Annotated in this window: 20 protein-coding genes; 3 read left to right on the forward strand and 17 right to left on the reverse strand. The window is 61.4% G+C overall.

Features of this window, described 5'->3' with window-relative positions; translation table 11 throughout:
* Positions 1–11 precede the first annotated feature (11 nt).
* The 3 genes from ACZ5BO_RS21150 to ACZ5BO_RS21160 form a co-directional block, all read right to left on the reverse strand.
* On the reverse strand, positions 12–377 hold the full coding sequence (locus ACZ5BO_RS21150) for a DUF3742 family protein (RefSeq protein WP_023093424.1): 366 nt from the start codon (positions 375–377) through the stop codon (positions 12–14).
* A gap of 85 nt (positions 378–462) precedes the next feature.
* Positions 463–1,095 (reverse strand): RES family NAD+ phosphorylase, encoded by a 633-nt coding sequence (locus ACZ5BO_RS21155; protein ID WP_023093423.1) that lies wholly within the window; start codon positions 1,093–1,095, stop codon positions 463–465.
* Between the two features lie 12 nt (positions 1,096–1,107).
* A complete protein-coding gene (locus ACZ5BO_RS21160; protein WP_023093422.1) occupies positions 1,108–1,734 on the reverse strand; it encodes a hypothetical protein in 627 nt (208 codons plus the stop codon).
* Positions 1,735–2,051: 317 nt separating this feature from the next.
* On the opposite strand from ACZ5BO_RS21160, the gene mobH reads away from it, so the two are divergent.
* Positions 2,052–3,890: a MobH family relaxase gene (gene mobH, locus ACZ5BO_RS21165; RefSeq protein WP_023093421.1), complete on the forward strand. Its 1,839-nt coding sequence runs from the start codon at positions 2,052–2,054 to the stop codon at positions 3,888–3,890.
* Positions 3,891–3,970: 80 nt separating this feature from the next.
* Here the strand turns inward: mobH and ACZ5BO_RS21170 are convergent, their stop codons facing one another.
* From ACZ5BO_RS21170 to ACZ5BO_RS21225, 12 genes are all read right to left on the reverse strand, one after another.
* Entirely contained in the window at positions 3,971–6,622 is a 2,652-nt protein-coding gene (locus tag ACZ5BO_RS21170; RefSeq protein ID WP_023093420.1) for an excinuclease ABC subunit UvrA, read from the reverse strand.
* Between the two features lie 25 nt (positions 6,623–6,647).
* Entirely contained in the window at positions 6,648–8,513 is a 1,866-nt protein-coding gene (gene nhaA, locus ACZ5BO_RS21175) for a Na+/H+ antiporter NhaA (RefSeq protein ID WP_023093419.1), read from the reverse strand.
* 60 nt (positions 8,514–8,573) lie between these two features.
* Positions 8,574–9,887 (reverse strand): replication-associated recombination protein A, encoded by a 1,314-nt coding sequence (locus ACZ5BO_RS21180; RefSeq protein ID WP_023093418.1) that lies wholly within the window; start codon positions 9,885–9,887, stop codon positions 8,574–8,576.
* Positions 9,888–9,938: 51 nt separating this feature from the next.
* Positions 9,939–11,246: an NAD(P)/FAD-dependent oxidoreductase gene (locus ACZ5BO_RS21185; protein ID WP_023093417.1), complete on the reverse strand. Its 1,308-nt coding sequence runs from the start codon at positions 11,244–11,246 to the stop codon at positions 9,939–9,941.
* A gap of 18 nt (positions 11,247–11,264) precedes the next feature.
* Positions 11,265–12,095: an S-formylglutathione hydrolase gene (fghA, locus tag ACZ5BO_RS21190; protein WP_023093416.1), complete on the reverse strand. Its 831-nt coding sequence runs from the start codon at positions 12,093–12,095 to the stop codon at positions 11,265–11,267.
* Between the two features lie 58 nt (positions 12,096–12,153).
* The gene (locus ACZ5BO_RS21195) at positions 12,154–13,488 is read right to left on the reverse strand and encodes a DUF3422 family protein (RefSeq protein ID WP_023093415.1); all 1,335 of its coding nucleotides are present in this window, start codon (positions 13,486–13,488) and stop codon (positions 12,154–12,156) included.
* Between the two features lie 182 nt (positions 13,489–13,670).
* Positions 13,671–14,069, reverse strand: coding sequence for a VOC family protein (locus ACZ5BO_RS21200; RefSeq protein WP_023093414.1), 399 nt, complete (start codon positions 14,067–14,069; stop codon positions 13,671–13,673).
* Positions 14,070–14,112: 43 nt separating this feature from the next.
* On the reverse strand, positions 14,113–15,222 hold the full coding sequence (locus ACZ5BO_RS21205) for an S-(hydroxymethyl)glutathione dehydrogenase/class III alcohol dehydrogenase (RefSeq protein ID WP_011871467.1): 1,110 nt from the start codon (positions 15,220–15,222) through the stop codon (positions 14,113–14,115).
* Positions 15,223–15,281: 59 nt separating this feature from the next.
* Positions 15,282–15,557, reverse strand: a complete 276-nt coding sequence (gene frmR / locus ACZ5BO_RS21210; protein ID WP_023093413.1) for a formaldehyde-responsive transcriptional repressor FrmR — start codon at positions 15,555–15,557, stop codon at positions 15,282–15,284.
* Between the two features lie 282 nt (positions 15,558–15,839).
* Positions 15,840–16,730: a carbon-nitrogen hydrolase family protein gene (locus ACZ5BO_RS21215; RefSeq protein ID WP_023093412.1), complete on the reverse strand. Its 891-nt coding sequence runs from the start codon at positions 16,728–16,730 to the stop codon at positions 15,840–15,842.
* Positions 16,727–17,335, reverse strand: a complete 609-nt coding sequence (locus tag ACZ5BO_RS21220; protein ID WP_023093411.1) for a GNAT family N-acetyltransferase — start codon at positions 17,333–17,335, stop codon at positions 16,727–16,729. Before ACZ5BO_RS21220 ends, ACZ5BO_RS21215 begins: the two co-directional genes overlap by 4 nt.
* 1 nt (position 17,336) lies before the next feature.
* The gene (locus ACZ5BO_RS21225) at positions 17,337–17,744 is read right to left on the reverse strand and encodes a ketosteroid isomerase-related protein (protein ID WP_017514126.1); all 408 of its coding nucleotides are present in this window, start codon (positions 17,742–17,744) and stop codon (positions 17,337–17,339) included.
* A 154-nt stretch (positions 17,745–17,898) separates the two neighbouring features.
* Here ACZ5BO_RS21225 and ACZ5BO_RS21230 point away from each other — a divergent pair, with 154 nt between their 5' ends.
* Positions 17,899–18,804, forward strand: coding sequence for a LysR family transcriptional regulator (locus ACZ5BO_RS21230; RefSeq protein ID WP_023093410.1), 906 nt, complete (start codon positions 17,899–17,901; stop codon positions 18,802–18,804).
* Between the two features lie 150 nt (positions 18,805–18,954).
* Here ACZ5BO_RS21230 and uvrB read toward each other — a convergent pair whose 3' ends face one another.
* A complete protein-coding gene (gene uvrB / locus ACZ5BO_RS21235) occupies positions 18,955–20,931 on the reverse strand; it encodes an excinuclease ABC subunit UvrB (RefSeq protein ID WP_023093409.1) in 1,977 nt (658 codons plus the stop codon).
* Positions 20,932–21,306: 375 nt separating this feature from the next.
* Positions 21,307–21,738: a DUF488 domain-containing protein gene (locus tag ACZ5BO_RS21240; protein ID WP_023628836.1), complete on the reverse strand. Its 432-nt coding sequence runs from the start codon at positions 21,736–21,738 to the stop codon at positions 21,307–21,309.
* A 485-nt stretch (positions 21,739–22,223) separates the two neighbouring features.
* Here ACZ5BO_RS21240 and ACZ5BO_RS21245 point away from each other — a divergent pair, with 485 nt between their 5' ends.
* Complete coding sequence (locus ACZ5BO_RS21245; RefSeq protein ID WP_028698648.1) at positions 22,224–23,165, forward strand: LysR family transcriptional regulator; 942 nt, start codon at positions 22,224–22,226, stop codon at positions 23,163–23,165.
* Positions 23,166–23,517: the final 352 nt, after the last annotated feature.

The raw sequence follows: 23,517 nt of genomic DNA on the forward strand, positions 1-23,517 counted from the left end.
CGCGGTGCCGATCAGTCGTCGGTGTACAACTCGTGCGACGTATCGTTGTACAGATTGGGATCGTAGCCGGGTGTCTTGCGCAGTTCGGTGAGGTCGGTGAACGGCCACTCGTCTTCTTCCGAGGTATTGGCAGCCGCCGCCCATCCCGCCACCACGACTCCCAGCAACACGAGTGCGAACCAGAAGGCGGCGTAGAGCAGCGCGCCCAGCACAGCCAGCTTGACCGCCCACAGCAGCACTGTGACACCAACCGAAGGCACCCCTGTGGCCACCAACCAATTCGATACCCGCCGTTCGCCACGCGCATAGGCACGCCATCCACGGCCAAAGGCGCGGCCGATACGTTCTGCGGTGCTGGTGCGGGTTGTGGTGTTCATGGTCGTCTCCTGCTACTGAGGAATGCCTATTCCAGTGTGCTCCACTTCATTCCGTTTCGGGCTTCCAATGTGTCTTCTCGCTGCTTCAGGACGCTTCGTCATCCGGTTCTATCGGGCCGGGGTCGGGTTCCACGCCGATGCGGTAGGTGGCAACGAAACGCGGCCAGTCCACATGGTCAACCAGATCGATGTCCTCGATGACGCTGACCTTCGTTTCCGCACGCTCGAACAGGGCGATGCTCTTGGCGGGATAGTTGTTGCGCGACGGATAGAGTACCCCGTCAAACAGAGGTTGGCCGTCGTCGCCGACCATCGCATGCACATGAGCGGACACCTGCTGCGTGTGCGTGTAGCCACGGCTGGCCAACTGCTCCAGGTTCAGGCCAAAGTAGCCCGCCATGACGCCTGGTGCCGTGAGATCGGCCAGAAGCACGTCGGCCATCACCCCTACGGCGCGCACCATCCTGCCCTGGACTTCTTTCAATGCGATCGAGCGCTTCGCGTCATCAAGCCACTGATGCTTGTGAAACACCGACTCCATCAGCGCCGTGGGCAGGTCGCGCCCCAGGTAGAGCACGCCGTAGGTTCGGGCAGGGTCGTCGTAGCGATTGGTGCTGCTGCGACCATAGTACAGCGGGCTGCCCCGATAGACGACGCGGCTCACATGCTGGAGCAGTTCACCGGCATCGATCAGGAACGAAGGCAGCTCGTGGCTCATGGCAGTCTCGCTTCAATGCACCTGAACGCCCAGCACGTTGAACACGGCCTCGGCCACGTCGTCGATCGTGCCATGCGTCACCGCATCCACCGGCGAGCGACCGCCCAAGCCTTCGAGCGGTTCGGACAGTGCGCGGTAGATCGTCCAGTGATCGATACCCTCGACCTCCTGAAGCACGGTTTGGGTCAACTGCTGTTTCACCGGGTCGAGCTGCCAGTCGGGCAGCTTCTGACCGCGTGGCCCCACGTTCAGCGCCAGCAGCCGACGCGCGAGGATGTCCTTGTAGATCTGCTGGCGCGACTTGTCCGCCAGCTTGGCGAACTCCGCGGGCGGCAGGTTGTGCGGCTGGTTGAAGGTTTCCAGCAGCACGGCACGGCCTCGCTGGACGTCGGTTTCATTCGGTGCCCAGCGCGTGTCGGCGCGCAGCGCGGCCGCCTTGCGTGCAAGGGCCTGCCCAACGGTCTCCCCCTGCAAGTTGGCGGGCAGTGTCACCGCTTCCACGCGCTCGTGGACGAACGCCTGCAACTCGGCCGCGAAAGCCGTGGCATCCCGGATTTCGACGGTATCCGCGAAGCGGCGTACATCTTCCACCGTGACGCGCGGCAGACGGTCGGCAATGAATTCAATGGCAGTGGGCATGGTCATCTCCCGAGTAGGTTTGAGACAGGCTTCACTCTAGTCGCCTTTGTCGCGTTTGTCAACTTTGACGCCTAGAGAGCAACGTACCCGGCGGAAGCAGCGCCTTCGCAGCATAGACCGAGGCCAGCGCCTGGTCGCCGTCCAATGCATTCGAGCGGGTTCCACATTGACGGTGGAGCCGCGGTCCAGGCCCCGCTATACCGAAACGGTTAAAGGCCAAAGGGTCGAAATGGCAAGGGAATGGGGTGCAAGGGGAAAGGCCCTACCTCGAAAAGGCCAAAAGGCCTCCCGGTCGGCCCGTCATTAGGACACCTCACATGCTCTCCCTGTTCCAGCGAAAACGGCCCCCGGTCGCTGCCGCACCGACGCCACCACCCGTCACCGACCTCCCGAAAGGGCTGCTGCGTCCTGAGTCGGCCGCATCGCTGCTGGCCACCCCACGCCGGCAGAAGCTGCTGGAGCACATCTGGCAGCGCACGTCGCTCTCACACCGGCAATTCGCCACCCTGTACCGCACGCCCCTGGAACGCTACGCCGAACTGGTCCAAGCCTTTCCGGCCTCCGAGGCGCATCACCATGCCTATCCGGGCGGCATGCTCGACCACGGCCTGGAGATCGTGGCCTACAGCCTGAAACTGCGGCAGTCCCATCTGCTGCCCATCGGTGCCAGTCCCGAAGACCAGGCGGCGCAGTCCGAAGCCTGGACCGCCGCCGTCGCCTATGCTGCGCTGCTCCACGATATTGGCAAGATCGCCGTCGATCTACACGTCGAACTGGCCGACGGCAGTACTTGGCATCCGTGGCATGGCCCGCTGCACCAGGCGTACCGATTTCGCTACCGTGACGACCGCGAATACCGCCTGCACAGCGCTGCAACAGGCTTGCTCTATCGCCAACTGCTCGACCGCCACGTCCTGGACTGGCTCAGCGACTATCCGGCTCTCTGGGCACCGCTGCTCTATGTGCTGGCCGGTCAGTACGAACATGCCGGTGTACTAGGGGAACTCGTCGTGCAAGCAGACCGGGCGTCGGTGGCCCAGGAGCTGGGCGGCGATCCGGCGCGCGCCATGGCCGCGCCCAAGCACGCACTGCAACGCAAGCTGCTGGACGGGTTGCGCTACCTGCTCAAGGAACAGTTGAAGCTGAACCAGCCGGAAGCCTCCGATGGCTGGCTCACCGAGGATGGTTTGTGGCTGGTGAGCAAGACGGTCTCGGACAAACTGCGCGCACACCTCCTGTCTCAGGGGATCGATGGCATTCCTGCGAACAACACCGCCGTGTTCAACGTACTGCAGGACCACGGCATGCTCCAGCCCACCTCGGACGGCAAAGCGGTCTGGCGCGCGACCGTCACCAGCACGACCGGCTGGTCCCATTCGTTCACCCTGTTGCGTCTCGCTCCCGCGCTGATCTGGGAGTCTGGCGAGCGACCAGCACCTTTCGCAGGCACGGTAGAGATCGACGCGACGCCCGCGGAAAACGACGCCAGCATGTCGGCTCCCGCGCCAACCGTCTCGGTGAACCCAGCGCAGGGAGGTCAAGAGCCTCCAATTTGGGAGGACGACAGCACCACCATCGTTTCACCGCCCGCGGCCCAGCCCGTGCCCGACGTCATGGAGGACTTGCTCGCGATGGTGGGCTTGGGTGAGTCGGCCGGCGTTGGTCAGGATGCCGAAGAGTTCCTCCACCCTCCCGCGCCAGCAACAGCCGCGACGTCCATTCCATCACCTGTACCCGCGCCTACGCCTGGGTCATCGGCAACGAAGCCATCCGCGGAACAGTTCATGGTTTGGCTGAAGCAGGGAATCACCTCACGACGGCTCATCATCAATGACGCGAAGGCGCTCGTGCATACGGTGAATGACACGGCCTACCTGGTCAGCCCGGGTGTGTTCCAACGCTATGCGCAGGAGCATCCCGAAGTGGCCGCGCTCGCCAAGCAGGAGAATCAACAGGATTGGCAGTGGGTGCAGAAGCGCTTCGAGAAGCTGCAGCTACATCGCAAGCACCCCAATGGCCTGAACATTTGGACCTGTGAGGTCACGGGCCCGAGGAAGTCCCGCCGACTGCATGGCTACCTCCTTGAAGATGGGTCCTTGGCATTCCCCGAAATACCGCCCAACAATCCCTATCTTGCTCTGACTCAGGAAGGATGACGCGATTCGGGCATTGATCGCCACCGTCGTTTGGCGACGATCAATACCCCGCGAAAGCTGGCAACATTTGGCGAACTGAGCTACTCGGCCCGCGCCAACTCCTGCGCAAGGAACGGAGCGGTTCGGCTGCCAGACGTTCGGGCCACCTGCTGAGGGGAGCCCGCCACCACGATGCTGCCGCCGGCAGCGCCTGCACCAGGCCCCACGTCGATCACCCAATCGGCCTGAGCCACCGCGCGCATATCGTGCTCGATCATCACCACGGTGTTGCCGGCATCGACCAGGCGCTGCAACTGCACCAGCAGCCGGTCGGCATCCGATGCATGCAGCCCGGTGGTTGGCTCGTCGAGCACGTACAGGCTTCGGCCGCGCTGGCTGCGCTGAAGCTCGGTCGCCAGCTTGATGCGCTGCGCCTCGCCACCGGAAAGTTCCGTGGCCGGTTGCCCCAGGCGCAGATAGCCCAATCCGATATCGCGCAGCAATTGCAGGGGCCGGGCCACGGCGTCTTCACCCGCAAAGAATTCGCTGGCTTCGTCCACGGTCATCTGCAGCACCTCGGCGATGTTGCGCCCGTTCCATCGCACCTTCAGCGTGGCCTCGTTGTAGCGTGCGCCATGGCACGTCGGACACGGGGCGTACACGCTGGGCATGAACAGCAACTCCACACTGACGAAGCCCTCGCCCTCGCAGGTCTCGCAACGCCCCTTAGCCACGTTGAACGAGAAGCGCCCGGCGTCATAGCGGCGGCGTCGCGCATCGGGCGTGGCGGCGAACAGCTTGCGCACGTGGTCGAACAGGCCGGTGTAGGTGGCCAGGTTGGACCGGGGCGTGCGCCCGATCGGCTTCTGGTCCACCTGCACCAGGCGCTGTATGGCGTCCACGTCGCCCGCCAGATGACCGCCAGTCGCTTCGATCACTGCCGGCCCTTCGCTGGTGGCGCTTTCGGCCGCGTCGTCCTCGGGCTCGTGGCCCAAGTGCAGTAGCACCAGCTCCGGCAGCGCCTGCGCGACGAGGCTGGACTTGCCCGAGCCGGAGATGCCGGTGACGGCCGTCAGCACGCCCAGCGGAATGCGTGCGTCCACGCCATGCAGGTTGTGACGATGAATGCCCTGAAGCTCCAGCCAGCCGGTCGCTTCGCGTGCCCGGCTTCCCGGCGCGGCGATTTCGTCGAACAGATAGCGGGCGGTGCGCGATTCGGCAATCTTGCGCAGGCCGTCCGGCTCGCCGCTGTAGAGCACGCGGCCGCCACGCTCCCCGGCATCCGGCCCCACATCCACCAGCCATTGCGCGCGGCGCATCAGGTCCAGGTCGTGCTCGACCACGAACACCGAGTTGCCGGCGTCACGCAGCCGGTCGAGCGCGTCGTACAGCGCCTGGCTGTCGGAGGGGTGCAACCCCGCCGAGGGCTCGTCGAGCACGTACACAACACCGAACAGCAGGGAACTCAATTGCGTGGCCAGCCGCAGGCGCTGCAACTCGCCGGCCGAAAGCGTCGGCGTGGCCCGGTCCAGCGTCAGGTAACCCAGGCCCAGCCCACGCAGTTGACGCAGGCGCGCCATCACACCGCCGGCCAGGCGCTGCGCGGCGAGGCGCTTTTCTTCCGACAGCGCGGAGGTGCGGCGCACGTCGGGCGATACCGCATGGACGGCACGGCCGGAGGCCGCGCGTTCGGCACGGTCGCGTCGGGTCGCTTCCTTGTCCGTAGCCTCCCCCGCTGCATGGGCGCGGAAATCGCCCTGGGCAATGGGTTCGAGCAAGGCAGCCAACTGGTCCAGCGGCATCTGCATGAACGCGCCGATGTCCACGCCGGCGAAAGTGACCGACAGCGCCTCGGGCTTGAGCCGCTTGCCGTGGCAGGTGGGGCACGGCTTGCCCTCCATGAACCGGGACACGCGCTTTCTCATCAGTGCGCTTTGGGTATTGGCAAAGGTGTGCAGCACATACCGCCGGGCGCCGGTGAAGGTGCCCATGTAGCTCGGCTCCATCTTGCGCTTGAGCGCGACGCGAGTTTCGGCGGGCGTGAAGCCGGCGTACACCGGCACTGTCGGTGTTTCCTCGGTGAACAGAATCCAGTCGCGATCCTTCTTCGGCAGGTCCTTCCACGGTCGGTCAACGTCGTAGCCCATGCTGACCAGGATGTCGCGCAGGTTCTGGCCTTGCCAGGCGGGGGGCCAGGAGGCGATCGCCCGCTCGCGGATGCTCAGGGAGGGATCGGGCACCATGATGGCCTCGGTCACCTCGTACACATGGCCCAGGCCGTGGCAGGTCGGGCACGCTCCCTGCGGCGTGTTGGGCGAAAAATCCTCGGCGTACAGCATCGGCTGGTTGGCTGGGTAGGCGCCGGCGCGCGAATACATCATCCGCACCAGGCTGGACAGGGTGGTCACACTGCCCACGGAGGAACGCGCGTTGCTGGAGCCCCGCTGCTGTTGCAACGCCACCGCCGGCGGCAGGCCGTCGATCGCATCGACGTCCGGCACGCCGGCCTGGTCGATCAGGCGCCGCGCATAGGGGGCCACCGACTCGAAGTAGCGCCGCTGCGCCTCGGCGTAGATGGTGCCGAAGGCCAGCGAGGACTTGCCGGAGCCGGAAACGCCGGAGAACACCACCAGCGCGTTACGCGGGATGGAAACGTCCACCTCTTTGAGGTTGTTCTCGCGCGCGCCGCGCACTTCCACCATGCCGCTGGCCGCAGCCGTACAAGAGGATTCACCGAAAGAATTGTTTGGCATGTTTTTATCCTGTAGTTCGTCCCGCTCAGGACGGGACTTCCTGAGTTCGGGGGCCGCGGCGACTGGCTTCGAGCGCCGCGGTGACAGTGCGGGCGTCGTAGCTGCCGCGCAGACGACGACCCTCGACGAAGAACGTCGGCGTGGCGTGCGCACCGCTGGCGACCGCACTGGCGAGGTCGCGCTCGACACGCTCGATCACCGCGGTGCTGTCGAGATCCGCGATGAACCGTTCGACGTCGAGCCCAAGCTCGGCGGCGTAGCCGATCAGATGCTCGCGCTCCAGCGCATGCTGACGGGTGAACACGAAGTCCAGCCACGGCCAGAACATCCCCTGGTTCGCCGCTGCCTCGGACGCCCGCGCGGCAATCGGCCCGTGCGGGTGGTGCGGCAGATGGCGCACCACATACCGCAGGTCGTCCCCGAAGTGGGCGCGCAGATCGTCCCACGAACCGGTGGCGTGCGCACAGTACGCGCACTCGAAGTCCACGTACTCGACGAGTGTGAGCTGGGCGTCCTCCGGCCCGCGGATGTGATCGATCTCCGGATCGACCGGTGGCTCAAGCACCATCGGCAGGTCAGCGGTCTTCTCACCCCACCGCTGGGCGGCGACCTTGAAGATCAGCCACCCGAGCAACGTGGCGAACACCATCGACACGAGCACGCCGACCGTCGCCTGGCGGCCCAGGTCGGAGGTCGTGCCGAACGCGAGCCCGATGATCAGCAGCGACACGGTGAACCCGATCCCGGACAGTGCCGCACCACCGAACACGCTCCCCACCCCGACGCCCTCGGGCAGCCGGCCCAGGCCGAGACGGACGGCGACGAGAGTGATGAGCCCGATGCCCAGGAGCTTGCCGAGCACGAGCCCTGCGATGACGCCCCACGTGACTGGCGAGCCGAAGGCCTCGGCGAGCAGCCCGCCACGCACGTCCACTCCGGCGTTCGCCAAGGCGAACACCGGCACGATCAGCAGCGCCGTCGGCAGCCGCAGGAACTCGTGCAATCGCTCGTTCACCGAGATACCCCGGGACAGCCCGCAGTCCACCGCGCGGGCCGATGCGGCACTCGGAGACTGCCAGAAGTCGCGGAACAGTTGTTTTGCCGCGACGACCTTGTGACGTTGCGTCGCGTAGGCGGGGATCAGCAGCCCCGCGGCCATCCCGGCGAGAGAGGCATGGATGCCGGAGTACACGGTTGCGAGCCACAGCACGATCACGATCAGCACATACGGCATTGCCCGCCACTGGCGGGTGCGCCCTAGCCACCACAACGCAACGAGACTGGCGAGGGCGATCAACAACGGGACGATCCGAATCTCCTCGCTATAGACGATGCCGATGATGGACACGGCGAGGAAGTCATCGACCACGGTCAGGGTGAGCAGGAACACGCGCAACTGACCGGATAGCCGCGGGCCGACGATCGCCAGGGTGCCCAGCATGAATGCCGTATCGGTGCCGACCACCGCCCCCCACCCGTGCAGGCCCTCACTTCCGGCCAGCCCCACGATCAGGACATACACCAGCGCGGGAAGCACGACACCTGCGACACCCGCGATCAGAGCGAGACGGGCACGGCTGCGGTCCCTGAGCGATCCGTGGGCAAACTCCTGACGCACCTCCAGGCCGATCAGGAAGAAGAAGACCACCATCAGGCCGTCGTTGACCCAGTGATGCAGATCCATGTGCAGGCCCAGCGGCCCGAAGTCAAACCCGACGTCCAGGTGCCACAACGCGAAATAGGCATCGGATAGCGGCGAGTTCGCCCACGCCAGCGCCACGACCGTGACGATCACCAGCAGCACCGCAGCACCAGACTCCGTGCGCAGATAGCGGGCAACGCGTCCCCGGCTGATATTCGCCGAGGATGCACCGAAAGAAGTGGCTGACATGTTCTTATCCTGTTCCTGTAGTTCGTGAAGTCGCGATGAGCCGGTTTCGGAGGCGACCGGTCAGGCGTCCGCCTCTGGCAGCGTCCCATCATCCAGCGAGCGCAGCCAAGTAAGCCTTTCTCCCAGCCTGCGCTCAACACCTCTGTCCGTTGGCTGATACCAGCCCGGCCGCGCCACGCCCTCGGGAAAGTAGCTTTGCCCAGCGGCATAGCCGTTGGGCTCGTCATGGGCGTAGCGGTAGCCTTCGTGATACCCCATCTGCTGCATCAGCTTCGTCGGCGCATTGCGAAGATGGAGAGGCACAGGCAGGGAGCCGCTGTTCTTGACGAAGGCCTTCGCCTTGTTCCAGGCGGCATAGGCAGCGTTCGACTTGGGGGCGGCAGCAAGGTAGGTCGCTGCGTGGGCAATCGGTATTTCGCCTTCGGGGGAACCCAGCCTCTCATAAGCCAGCGCGGCATTGAGCGCCAGTTGCAGCGCCTGCGGGTCGGCATTGCCGATGTCTTCGCTGGCCACTACCACCATGCGGCGGGTCACCTGGCTGACGTCGCCGCTACCGTCGAGGATGCGGGCCAGCCAATACAGGGCCGCATCAGGGTCGGAGCCCCGTAGCGACTTGTGGAAGGCTGAGAGCTGCCAGTAGAACTCGTCGCCGCCCTTGTCGAACCTGCGCAGCGATGGACTGGTGGACAGCCTGGCGAACTCGCCATCGACCACGGTCTTGCCAGCGCCCGACGCAGCATTCGTCACCTGCTCAAGCAGATTGAGGAAGCGCCTGCCATCGCCATCGGCAAAGCCCTTGAGCAGATCCAGCGCGTCCGCGTCCAACGTGACGCCCTGGAGATGCGGCAGTGCGCGTTCGTAGAGCTGGTTCAGTTCGTCGCCGGACAGCGGTTCGAGGGTATAGACCTGCGCGCGCGAGAGCAGAGCGGAATTGACCGCCAGCCCCGGATGCTCGGTCGTCCCCCCCACCAGGGTCAGGAGCCCCGACTCGACATGGGGCAGTAGGGCATCCTGCTGCGCCTTGTTGAAGCGGTGGATCTCATCGACGAAAAGCACCGTCGATCGACCATGGTTGTCCAGTTCTGCCTGGGCCTCGTCGATGGCTTGCCGGATGTCCTTCACCCCGGCAAGCACGGCCGAGATGGCGATGAATCGGCTGTCGGTCGCACTGGCGGCCAGGCGCCCCAAGGTGGTCTTGCCCACGCCTGGCGGCCCCCAGAGGATGAACGAGTGCAACTTGCCCGCCTCGAACGCGAGACGAAGCGGCTTGCCGGGGCCGAGCAAGTGCCGTTGCCCGACGAATTCATCCAGCGTCTTGGGCCGCAGGAGTTCGGCCAAGGGAGGCTTGGGCTTTGTCGTGAATAGATCGGTCAAGTTCCTCTCCCTGGCATTTCTAATAGTTGACGTTCCGATAAGGTGGGCACCTCAATCCAGAGAGCCGGATTTATCCAACGCCGTGGGCTCTTTGTCGCTAATCGCATGCATGATGATGCGAGAGCCGCGGTAGCCGATGCTATGGTTCCATACCCAGCTCAACGCGACGCTGAGACGATTTCGCGTACCGATCAGAAAGTAGATATGCGCGAGCTTCCAGATCCACCACGCAAAGGCTCCACGCAGCTTAACCCGCCCCATGTCAATTACGGCCAGGCTGCGGCCGATGGTGGCCAGGTTCCCCTGATGCCGGTATTTGAAAGGCCCGTCAGCGAGCTTGCCTTTCAAACGCCGTCCAATGAGGTTGGCGACGTACTTGCCTTGCTGTTTGGCGGCGGGGGCGATGCCCGGTACGGACTTCCCATCGGCCATGGTGCACGAGGCGGTATCGCCGATGGCGAAGACCTCCGGGCGGCCGGCCACCGTCAGGTCGGGACCAACGACCACTCGACCCGCACGATCAGACGCAGCACCCAGCCAGCGGGCCGCGGGAGACGCCTGGACCCCGGCGGCCCAGACGATGGTCTTGGCCGAAAGGGGCTTGCCGCCATACACCACGCCGTCGGCCGAGCATTCGGTGACCGGCGTACCCAGCACGACCTCGACCCCGAGCTTTTCGAGTGCTTGGCGCGTATAGGCCGACAGATCCTCTGGAAAGACGGACAACAGACGCGGGCCCGCCTCGATCAGTACAACCCGCGACGTGCTCGGGTCAATCGAGCGGAAGTCACGCGCCAGCGTGTCTCGCGCCAGCTCGGCGATGGTTCCGGCCAATTCAACCCCGGTGGGACCACCACCGATGATGACGAACGTCTGCAGCGCGGCACGCTGCTGAGGATCGCTCGTGCGCTCGGCCTCCTCGAAGGCCGCGAGAATTCGGCCTCGAATGGTCGTGGCATCTTCCAGCGTCTTCAACCCCGGCGCGAAAGCCCCCCATTCGTCGTGTCCGAAATAGGCATGGGTAGCACCTGTCGCGAGTACGAGCGTGTCGTAGGTTTGGCGCGAGCCATTGTTGAGAATGACCTGACGCGCGTCCTGGTCGATACCTTCCACTTCCGCCATCAAGGTGTTCACTTCCGGGCGATTGCGGAAGAGATAGCGAATAGGCCAGGCGATCTCGGATGTCGAAAGTGACGCCCCTGCAACCTGGTAAAGCAAGGGTTGGAACAGGTGATGATTGCGCCGATCGATGATCGTCACATCGACCTCGGCACCAGCAAGCTGGTTGGCAACCTCGATCCCGCCGAAGCCCGCTCCGATAATGACGACGTGATGTCGATTTTTGGAGGTCTTTGTCATGACCTGATCTCCTCTCTCTCAGCGTTTCAGCGCCGATGCGTGGTGTGCCATATGCTCGCCAATGAAACTGGCAATGAAGTAGTAGCTGTGGTCGTAGCCCGGGCGCAGATTCAACGTGAGCGGGTGTCCCGTCTCGTCGCAGGCTTTGCGCAGCAGATCGGGCTGAAGCTGACTCTCCAGGAACTCGTCGCCCAAGCCCTGATCCACCAGCAGCGGCAGACGCTCCTGCACGGTGCGAATCAGCTCCACGGTGTCGTACTGCTTCCACGCCTCCCGGTCGCTACCCAGATACGCCTCGAAGGCCTTGTGTCCCCAGGGAACCTGGGTGGGAGCGACGATGGGCGAGAAGGCCGAGACGCTGCGATAACGGCCCGGGTTTCGCAGGGCGATGACCAAAGCACCGTGTCCCCCCATGGAGTGGCCGCTGATGCTCCGCTCCGCTGTCACGGGAAAGTGGGCCTCGATCAGCGCCGGTAGTTCCTGCACGACGTAGTCATACATCCGATGATTCGCAGCCCAGGGTTCCTGTGTGGCGTTGACGTAGAAACCCGCCCCCTGTCCGAGGTCATAGGCGGGATCGTCGGCAACGCTTTCGCCGCGAGCGCTGCTATCGGGCGCGACGACGGCAATGCCATGTTCGGCTGCGTAGCGCTGGACGGCGGACTTGGTGATGAAGTTCTGCTCGGTGCAGGTGAGGCCTGAAAGCCAGTACAGCACCGGCACCTTGCCGTGCTGTGCCTGCGGAGGCAGATAGACGCCGACTTTCATCGTGCAACCGAGCGTCGTGGATTCATGCTGATAAACGTCCTGCCAACCATCAAAGCTGGCGTGATGTTCGATGCGTTCCATGGTGTTCTCCTATGTTCAAAGGAACGGCGCAGCTCTCGCGCGCCAGGACGGCAGCTCGTCAGGAAGATTTCTCTTCCGCTGCCGTGTCGCCGTGGGCGTGTCTGATCCTGCGCACGATCCACCAGATCGTCAGCATCACCGCAGGCACCAGAACCGCCATCACCGGCGCCACGCTGTCGTGAACCATCGGAATGCCCTTGAGCAAGTAGCCGAGAAGACTCACGACGTAATAAGAAATTGCCGCGACCGAGAGGCCTTCGACGGTTTGCTGAAGGCGCAATTGCATCTTGGCCCGGTTGTTCATCGAAGCCAGCAGATCGCGGTTCTGGCGTTCAAGCTCGACGTCGATCCAGGAACGCAGCAACGCGATGGCCCGGGTCAGCTTGTCGGAGAGCTTGGTCTGGCGCTCCTTTACGGATTGGCATGTCCGCATGGCGGGAGCGATGCGACGCTGCAGGAAATCCGCCCAGGTGCAGTACCCGGATACGGCCTCTTCCGCAAGCGCTGCCAGCCTTTCCTCGACGATCTCGTAGTAGGCACGGCTGGCGCCGAAGCGATAGAGATTCGCCGCAACGCCAGCTTCCAGCTCGGCAGCCAGGCCGGTCAATTCGGACAGCAGCACGTCGCTGTCGCGCCGTTCCACCAAGCTCGTACACATCTCGTCGGTGATCGCCGCAAGGCGCGACTCCATGCGTCGCAGTTCCGACGTCATCGATCGTGTCAACGGCAGGGACAGCAACGCCAAGGTGCGGTAAGTCTCGATCTCCAGCAGACGTTGAGCCAGCGCACCCGCCCGCGCCGGGGTCAAATCGCGGGCCAGGACGAGGATCTGCGTCAGGCCATCCGCATCCTGTCGGAAATCGGTCAGGATGGCGGCAGAGCCGTTCTCCACCAGCGAGTAGCACAGGCTGGCAGGATCGAAGCGATCGACCTCCTTCTCCGTTTCCGGCGTCCACGGAAGAAGTCTCAAACGGATGCCGGATACGACCGGGCCGGGAGGAACAAATCCATGCTTGAACGGATTTTCGCCGCACGGCTCTCCCGTCTCGGAATCTAGGGAAGCGCACCAGAGATACGTCGAGAACTCGGTGTGCTTTTCGCAGTGCAGGTCTCCTTCATCCCATGTCACACCGTGGAGCGGCGTAGCATGGTCGGGCTCGGCAACGCCGAAGCGATGAGACAACTCGCTCATCGCCATCTGATCCCTGGCCTGGTCGCCTTCGGTCATGAAAGCGAGCTGCAATATGCCGCGAGGGGCCTGAATCAAGAGATGCGGGCGCGCATGCACTTCCCCCACGGCGGCAGCACGATCGGTGTAGGCCGGCATGCCGTACACGGTGGCGGTCGGGGCAGGTTGTACGGTCGTCGTATTGATGTTGGCCGGCTCTTTCATAACGACCTCATTTCTTCTTGGTTGAAAAACACGCTTCAAAGCAAATGCCCGCAGCCATGCGTTTCGCACATGGCTGCGGGCCGATCTTCATGAGTAGGCACCGCTCTACACGGTCCGTCTAATAGGCTCGCCGTGTAGAGGCTTGTGCTGACCCTTTCAGAACGCCCTCAGCTTCCTAGCTTTCAGACGAAGGTGTACGAGCAGACCTTGTTGCCCGCCGGATCACGCAGGTAGGCCGCATAGGCACCCGGCAGGTGACCACGTGCGCCAGGCTGGCCCTCGTCGGTGCCGCCTGCGGCAAGGCCGGCGGCGTGGAAGGCATCCACTTCGGCGGGAGTGGCGGCAGCAAAGCCGATCGTCACGCCGTTGCTGGAAGGCGCTTCACCATTGCCCGGACGGGCGATGATGAAAGCCGGCTTTTCGCGACCGAAAAGCACCCATCCGTTGCCGAAAGGACCGAGGTTCTTGATGCCGAGAGCACCCAGAGCGGCGTCATAGAACGCGGCCGACTTCTGGACGTCGGCGGCGCCGATGAAGACGTGCGAGAAGATGCCGTCGCCGGAAATGACAGGATTGGACATGGTTAATTTCCTTGGTGGTTGGTTTTGAATGGAGAGTGGGCGATCAGTAGTGGATCACCGTGCGAATCGACTTGCCTTCATGCATCAGGTCGAAGGCGTGGTTGATCTCGTCGAGACCCATGGTGTGGGTGACGAACGGGGCGAGATCGATCTCGCCTTTCATTGCGTCTTCCACCATGCCCGGAAGTTGGGTACGCCCCTTGACCCCGCCGAAAGCAGAGCCCTTCCAGGTCCGGCCGGTGACCAACTGGAACGGACGGGTCGAGATTTCCTTGCCGGCACCGGCGACGCCGATGACGATCGACTGGCCCCAGCCACGGTGGGCAGCTTCCAGAGCCGAACGCATGACGTTGACGTTGCCGATGCACTCGAAGGTGTGATCGACACCCCAGCCGGTCATCTCGATCAGAACCTCGTGAATCGGCTTGTCGAAGTCCTTCGGGTTGAGGCATTCGGTCGCGCCGAAGGTACGAGCCAGCTCGAACTTCGCCGGATTGGTATCGATGGCGATGATGCGGCCCGCTTTGGCCTGGCGCGCACCCTGAATCGCAGCGAGACCGATGCCGCCGAGGCCGAAGATGGCCACCGAGTCGCCGGGCTGTACCTTGGCCGTGTTGTGCACGGCGCCGATGCCGGTGGTCACACCGCAGCCCAGCAGGCAGACGTGCTCGGGATTGGCGTCCGGGTTGATCTTGGCCAGCGAGACTTCGGCGACGACCGTGTATTCGCTGAAGGTCGAGCAACCCATGTAGTGGTAAAGCGGCTGACCGTTGTACGAGAAGCGAGTCGTACCATCGGGCATCAGCCCCTTACCCTGGGTTGCGCGAACCGCGACACACAGGTTGGTCTTGCCGGACTTGCAGAACAGGCACTCGCCGCACTCGGCGGTGTAGAGCGGAATGACGTGATCGCCAGGCTTCACGCTGGTCACACCTTCACCCACCTCCACGACGATACCCGCACCTTCATGACCCAGCACGACCGGGAAGAGACCTTCCGGATCGTCGCCCGACAGGGTGAAGGCGTCGGTATGGCAAACGCCGGTGTTCGTGATCTTGATGAGCACCTCGCCCTTGCGCGGCGGCTCGACGTCGATCTCGACGATTTCCAGCGGCTTTCCTGGCCCGAAGGCAACTGCTGCACGTGATTTCATGATGTCGCTTCCTTTACTAGCTAACTAAATTTGCCCTCACCGAGGGCACCCTGGTGCCTCTACCGCAGATAGGAGCGGACGATAGAGATGGTCTCGTCAATGGACTTGTTCTGCGAATCGCTCCTGATGTCACTACGGGGAAACTCTTCCCGCAGATAGCTCTCCAGAACGGTCGCCATCAATCCGTTGACTGCCCCACGAACGGCCGCAAGCTGCTGAAGAATTGCAGGGCATTCCGCACCTGCATCGAGCGCTTGCTCAAGAGTCGCGACCTGACCTTTGATGCGCCGGATGCGCGTCAGGGCTTGCTTCTTTTCTTCCGGGCTATGTGGCATCGAACACCTCTCAACTTGGGTACACCGCCGCATTATACAATACTCCCCCATAGTATATGCGGCCGAACTTCGCCACAAATTCTGTGCTCTTCGAGCACTCTTACAGGCTAGTACAGGTTTGTTCCCAAGAAGCGCAAAATATTCAAATCAATGAATATTTCTTGCATGTACCGACAGCATCGGGGCAAGTTCAAAACTGGTCAAACTGGAAAAATCTATGCGCAGATAGACATGATCTATCTAAGCCGACTCATCGAGCTGAAGCTATCAAGATGAGACCGGCTAGGCGACCTGACGACCCGAGTACCGAGCCTTCCGCAGTGCAGGCAACATCTGGCCGTCCCAGTCGCGATCGACGGCAACCTGGGCCTGTTCCTGGTTTCGTTCGAGCGCATCGACGTCAAGATCTGCGATTGCCCATGCCTGCGTGCCGCACGTCGTCGCGAGAATGCCGTCCTCAGGGAATCCGCGATCCATGGGTGCATAGATCGTGGCCTCGCCAGTATTCGTGTCCAGCGCCGGACTCCAGTCAGCAGCTCCGGTCGTCACGGCCTGCGCGATGAACATTCGGTTCTCCAGTGCCCGCGCCATGCAGCCCACACGGACCCGGGTTGCACCTGCTTGGGTGTCGGTACAGCTCGGAACCAGCAGCAGGCGCACTCCCGCCTCTCGCTGGGCTCGCACGGGCAATGGAAACTCACTGTCATAGCAAACAGCGATGCCGGCACGCACGCCTTTCAAATCGAACACCTTGAGTTCGTCGCCACCCTCGATGACGCCGGCGTCTTTCTCGAACCCCGTCAACTGCAATTTGTCTTGGTAGTCGCGTGTGCCGTCAGGCGCAAACCACCAAGCCCGGTTGCGGTAGCGGTCCAATCCAACCTGGGTCAAAAACGTACCGGCCTGAATGGTCATGCACAACTCGCGCGACAGGTCGGCATACAGTGCCAGCCACGCAGGCTGCAAGGCCTGCAGCGCGGCCAGAGAGGCGTTGAAATCATGGCGGATGCCAGGCTCGAACGTTGCAGCCAGTTCGAGGGATAGATACTCGGGCAACACGGCCAGTTCCGCCCCGCCACGGCGCGCCTCCTCCAGAGCCAGCCGCTGCCGCGCAGCAAATGCCTCGAAGTCCGCGGGCTGACCCACTGAGTATTTCGCAACTGCTACTTTCATTTCGCGTTCTCCAGGGAGTGCAGCCACATCGTGAGCGTCTGCTCGGTTTCGCTCGGCTCACCCACCTGCTTCCAGGGCAGCGTAACCTTCATGTCCGACTGCCGCACGTAGCCGCGACGGGTCCAGAAGGGGTCATTACTGCGGTAGTTGGAAGGACGCCGGAGATCGTCGTCTGCACGATCCACCGACGCGAACGATGCCCACTGCATGCCGCCCAACGAACGGGCATGCGCTTCGCGCTCGTCAAAGAAGCGATGGCCCAGGCCAAGGCCCCGGAAGGCCGGGAGCAGGACTGATTCGCCACAGTAAAACACTGCCTCCACCGGGATTCCTCGATCGGCGAACGGCACATGGAAGGCCGGCTCCGCATCGCCGAGCGGCAACCCCGTGGACGCACCCACGACCACATCATCAGCGAGCGCGAGTACCAGCAGGCTGTCTGCCGAACGGGCGTACATGGCGAGGTAGTGCTTCTCGTATTCGGTGTCGCCCTCGTATAGGTAAGGAAAGCTGCGGAAGACGCTCGCCCGCAGGCCTGCCACGGCATCGAACCATTCGGCAATGTCCGCGCCACGACGAACCAGCACCTGCACGTCGCTGGTCATTTCAGGCGTCCCCTCCAACCTGTGCGATCCAGTCGCCGAGGTTGTAGTAGTTGGTGACACGAGCGATCTTGCCATCGCGGATCTCGAAGAACGCGCCGCCCGGCAGCACGTAGCGCTGGCCCTGGGCTTCCGGCAGCCCGTCGTCCGTCACCTTGTATTCGCCATGCACCACGTACTCCGCGCCTGCACGCAGGCCGTCGGCGCTGACCATCACCACGATCCCGCGCAGTTGCTCGCCATAGCAGCGGTCCATGCGCTGCAGGAAGGCGCGGAAGGCTTCGCGACCGACCTCACGAGCGCCCTGGTTCAAGTCGTGCGCGACGTCATCGGTCAACATTGACAGCATGGCCTCGCGGTCGCCGCGGTTGAAGGCGTCGTAGTAGGCAGTGATGAGAGTCGCAGCGTTCATTCGCGTTCCTTGTTGGGTTGTTCGGAGCGGAGCATTCCGGGGTGTTGTCAGTCTGGGCAACCGCGCTCCCCTTGTATATGGAATTGTTGCGATTTTATAATTCCACAATCTGGAACAATTAACGAGCAGCGAAACCGGCCATGAGGCGTGCGTCATGAACAAGGAAATGGAACTACTGCGCATCTTTCGGGTGGCGGCCGAAAGCAGCAGTTTTCGCGATGCGGCCGTCCGGCTGGGGACTTCTCCGCAAGGTGTAACCCGTGCCATCCAGCAACTGGAGCAACACTACGGCGAGGTGTTGTTTCATCGAAGCACGCGCCAGGTGCGCATCACCGCCTTCGGCGAAGGGCTGCTAGACCAAGTGCGCCCCGCATTGGAGCGGTTCGAGGATCTGTGGCGACCGCCTGGCTCCGACCAGCAGGCCTCTCTGTCCGGTACGGTTCGCATCACCGCACCGCACAGCTTGGGCGCCAGAGCGGTGCTACCGGCACTGGAGCGCGTGGCCGCGCGTCATCCAGGCATCACGCTGGATGTGCGCCTGTCCGATCGCATCAGCAATACGGTTGACGAAGGGATTGACGTCGGGATCAGGGTCGGATTCATGCGCGATAGCCGCTTCGTCGCACGCAAGGCCGCCGACATGAGACTCCCCATCGTTGCCGCTCCGCGCCTGATCAAGAAAGTGGGCGTACCTGCAAACATCGATGCGCTAAGCAGCCTGCCAGTTACCGTGGCCTTGGATATCAATACCGGCCGTCCCTGGCCTTGGCACTTCAAGGCGGGACGCCAGTGGACACCTACCGCACCCACTCTCGTCGCCGACAATGCCGACATGGAAATGGGAGCGGCGCTGGCCGGGATCGCGTTCGCGCAACTGGCGGACTACATGGCCGCCCCCTACATTGCCAGCGGGAAGCTCGTGCGAGTGCTGGAGAACGAAGAACCTCCGGCATGGGGGTTGTACGTCTATCGGCCTCAGCGTGGCCCCATTCCGGGAAGGGTTCGAGCGGTATTTGATGAAATGCTGGTCGCCGTTGGATCGTTGCCAGCTTTGCGCTGACACGTCGCAAGACGCTGTAGGGCAAACACCTTGGAAAGCGGGGCACTGAGCCTCGGCGGCTCACCCCTCCGGTTGAATGATGAGCCGACCGTCTGCCCGCTTGCCCCAGGTGCAGATCGGTCGGCCATGCAACCCAATGCCGGCGAACGATTAGATGTAAATGAATTGCCGGTACAACCCATCCAACTGACGACGAATGTCTTCGACGCGCTGCTCGTCACCGGTATCGGTAAATTCGAGTAGCTGCTGTTCCTTGGCAGTGATCTGATCGCAAAGGTCGGACAAGTTCTCGCAGAAAGCCTCGGAATGAACGGTGGGCTCCTCCGTATTCGTCTCTTCCCCTGCTAGTTTTCGCACAGACGAGGCTGGAGAAATCCCATTTTCCTCGTTAAAGGCAATTTGAAGCTGCCTGCGCCTATTGGTCTCATCGATCGCCTGCTTCATCGCCGGCGTCACCGCGTCGGCGTACAAGATCGCCTTGCCGTTTTCATTCCGAGCGACTCGACCGATCATCTGAATGAGCGCATGGGCCGAACGCAAGAACCCTGCACGGTCTGCATCGAGAATGGCAACCAATGATGCCTCTGGAATATCCAGCCCTTCGCGCAAAAGACTAATCCCAATCAAAACATCGAACTCTCCTGCGCGCAGGCCATTGATGATCTCAACACGATCCTCCGCTTTTATGTCCGAATGCATGTAGCGCGCTCGAATCCCGTTGTCCGTCAAGAAATCCGTTAGCTCTTCTGCACTGACCTTCGTCAGCGTAGTCACAAGCACTCGATTCTTTCTCTTCACGCACTTCGATATTTCGGCAAGCAGGTCATCTATGTATCCATCCGCTTTCCGCACTTCAACCTTGGGGTCAAGCAGTCCCGTTGGCCTGATAACCTGTTCGACAACCCTGCCTTTCGACACCCTCAGCTCGTAGTCGCCCGGAGTAGCGGAAACAAAGATGGTCTGAGGCTTGACCTTCTCGAACTCGTCAAAGTTCAATGGCCGGTTGTTCTTCGATGAAGGCAAACGGAACCCGTAATCGATCAGCGTGTCCTTGCGCGCCTGATCCCCCCGGTACATTGCGGATATCTGTGGCACCATGACATGAGATTCATCGACGAACAGCAGCCCGTCTTTCGGCAAATAATCCAGCAACGTGATCGGAGGAGAAGCTGCGTCTCGGTCGCTGAAGTAGCAGGAATAATTCTCCATCCCCGAGCAATAGCCGACCTCGCGCATCATTTCCACGTCATGCGTGATCCGCTCGTACAGCCTGTTTGCCTCGACCAAGCGATTATTCCTGTTCAGCTCGGCAACCCGCTCTTCCATATCAGCGAGTATCTTTTTGGACGCGGAATCTATTTTGTTCGTGGGCGGTGCGAAAAGCGTTTTTGGCGAAACCAAATAATGGTCTATCTCTCCCAACGTCTTGCCGGTAACAGGGTCCATCCATTGGACAGACGCAACAGTGTCATCCAACAGTTCCACCCGAACCGCCCTGTACTCGGAATCAGCGGGGAAAATGTCAATCACATCACCTTGGACGCGGAACGTTGCACGCTTGAGAGTGCGCTCCGTGCGATCATATTGCAGCAAAGCCAAGCGACGAATTAGCTCTCTCTGGTTTAGTTTGACCCCAGGGGACAGAGCGATCTGTAGCGCTCGGTATGCATCTGGATCACCCAGGCCGTAGATTGAAGACACCGAAGCGACGACGATCACGTCACGACGCTCAATCAAGGATTTGGTCGTGGACAGGCGCAGGCGCTCAAGGTGGTCATTGATGGCCGAGTCCTTTGGAATGAAACGATCGGTGCCCGGCATATAGATTTCGGGCTGAAAATAATCGTAGTAGGAAACGAAGTACTCGACCGCGTTCTCAGGAAAGAAGTGCTTCATTTCACCATAAAGCTGCGCGGTCAACGTCTTGTTAGGAGCCAAGATCAACGTAGGCCGCTTCAGACGATGAATCACATTGGCCATGGTGAAGGTCTTACCTGAGCCGGTGATACCTTTCAGCGTCTGGTGCGTCGCACCGTCTTCTATGTCCGACAGCAGGCGCGCTATCGCCTCTGGCTGGTCCCCCGCCGGCGTATAGTTGGAGTGCAGAATAAACATACCGGTTGACATTAGATATCTCCTAATTGAGCTACTTCAATTTGTCCTGATGTATCGGCTATTTCAGAAGACCTATAGCAGTACCAAACTGGGGTGTAAATGACGGCGATCCTGCCGCGCCCCACCTGGGCGCAGGCGTCGCCAACATGATAGCCCAACACATGGGCGGGCTTCCCAGTGCATATCCGCCGATCGCCACGACGTCAGCCAACGGCCCGTCTGCCAATGCACCTAGAGCCACTCGCCTCGTTGAGCGCCGACATCGAGCCGTGGCGGGCGAGGTTGCTCTGTACGCCCAATGTGTGGCGCCGGCTCCCGCCGATACGCGCCTTTGTCTCTCTTAGCCCTCCAGACGAGGCGTTGGAAACGTGGAGCTACGTCGCCCCTCTAAAGATGCACGATCTCAACATTCGGCCATTTGCCTGCAAGGTACTCGGCCACTAGCCTCCGATGGCAGTGATGGGGCTTGTCTTCGCTGCAAAGCAGGCAACTGTTATCAATCTTTTCTTTATCGATTGACTCAATCCTTCGGGACGACATTAAATCCAGAAATTTCCTGGCGTAGATATCCCAATCTCCCCCTTTTATTTTATATTCCTCGAACATGTCTTTGGTTGGAGCAAGTGCTGGTAGATGTTCATATTCCATCCCACACAACGCCTCGGAAAAATATCGAAGATCCTCGCGTTTAGCGAAGCCGGCCAATTGCGAAACATTATTCAGGCGAACATCGACAAGGCGCTTGGCACCAGAAGCACTTAACTTGGTGAAGAAGGACCGCGCGGAGGTCTTAGTGAATCCAATCGTGAATATTTTCATCTGCCTTATTCCCCTCGTTCCTTCATCCATAAATGGCTGTTATTGAGCTACCGCCAGGCATGCCCGTCAATCGCAGCTAAGGAAACGCTGGGGGCATGGTGTACTAGCTGCGCCACAACGGCCATGGCAGGCTCCATTTTCTCGCCGCTTCAACGGCCACGACCCGAACAGTTCAAGAGCTTAGCACCGCCTTTTGCGGTTGCGTGCCTCACCACTCACGCTTACTCCCTTCCAGAACGCGCCAACTGCTAAGCTACATGAGGACGACTCGCCCCACAGCGCAAAGCACCTGTGTTCGCGCTATTGGCTGTCCCGTGCGTTGTGGTGCTGACCGTCGATGACGAGTCGAACCTACAGTATGGGCACTGCGCGCGGCAGCCTTTCATGCGTGCCAGCTACGTGCCCAAGGTTGGACGCGGATCGAAGCGTGCGCAGGGTTTTTCGTGAAAGTATAAAATCTAATCAACTTTATCAGAAGAAAATCTATGATCGTAAGAAACTTTGAATACTTGCTTGCTTTGCACCGTGAAGGCCATTTTGGCAACGCGGCCAAAAGCTGCAATGTTTCTCAGCCGACACTCTCCGCGGGCATTAAGCAATTGGAGGAAGACATGGGTGTCGAGATCGTGCGTCATGGGCGACGCTATGACGGCCTCACTTCTGAAGGGATGCGCGTACTGTCTTGGGCTCAGCAGATGTATGACGACTGCAAAGGGCTGGAGCGAGAACTCTCCGCATTACGGCGAGGTATAGAGGGGCAATTCCGGCTAGGGATACTCCCAGGAACTGCCGGTGTAGCGCCCACATTAAGCATCGCCCTTGCTGAAAAAACACCCTTACTTCAACAATCAGTTCTGGTTTCCGGCGCTTCTTCCCTGCTACAGGCGATTCGAGAAAACAATTTGGATATCGCACTCATGCATTTGGAGGATATCCCAGGGGAAGACTTCGATACTCACCTTCTGTACCGTGAACGCATTTTCCTTTTTCACGCCGCGAGAACACAGCAACCCCGAAGCACAACGTGGGACCATGTTCTCAATAGACAACTCTGCGTGCTGAACTCGGCAGTACCTGAACCCATTCAAGATAGGCTGATGCAATGTACCGCGCAGACTATTCGCACTGATTCAATTGACGTGCTATCGGCACACGTGGCGACAGGAAAATATTCGGCAGTTCTTCCGCAATCTCTCGCCGGCCAACTCGCGCACATTCCAAATCTCCACGCAATCGCAATCAATGGACCAATGTCGCACTCAAATGTCGGATTCGTTGCCGGGAAAAATGCGTTCGAGGCACCGTCATCGCGTGCATTGCTCGAAATGGTGCACACCCCCGAACTCGCCGCCACTCTTCAATCCGTTATATCGATCCATCGTCGGTTCCAGCCCAAAGCAGACTCATCTCAAAGCCCCCTGAAATAGCGAGTCTTGAAGAGCAACTCTGTATTGCTTCAACCAGGCGAAGATTGCAGGCATGCCGTGTGCGCCGCTAACAGGCGCCACGTGCTGAGCAACCCATCGAAGGCCACCAGGTCCAGGGGCAACTCGGGGGACAGGAGTACCTGCTGCATGCGGCCTCCTCATGTCTCGCTGGGTCGAGCTGACTGTTCCTAGATCAAGCTAGGAGGCGCGATGTAGCCATGATCGTTGCCCTCTCCCGGCTAGGAGACGAGCACGGCTCGACGATCCCGCGTAGATAGATCGTGCCTATCTGCACATAGATTATTCCAGTTTGACCACTTCTGAGCTTGATCCGATGCTGTCAAGACCGCAG

This window comes from Pseudomonas sp. FFPRI_1 (genome assembly GCF_055384485.1).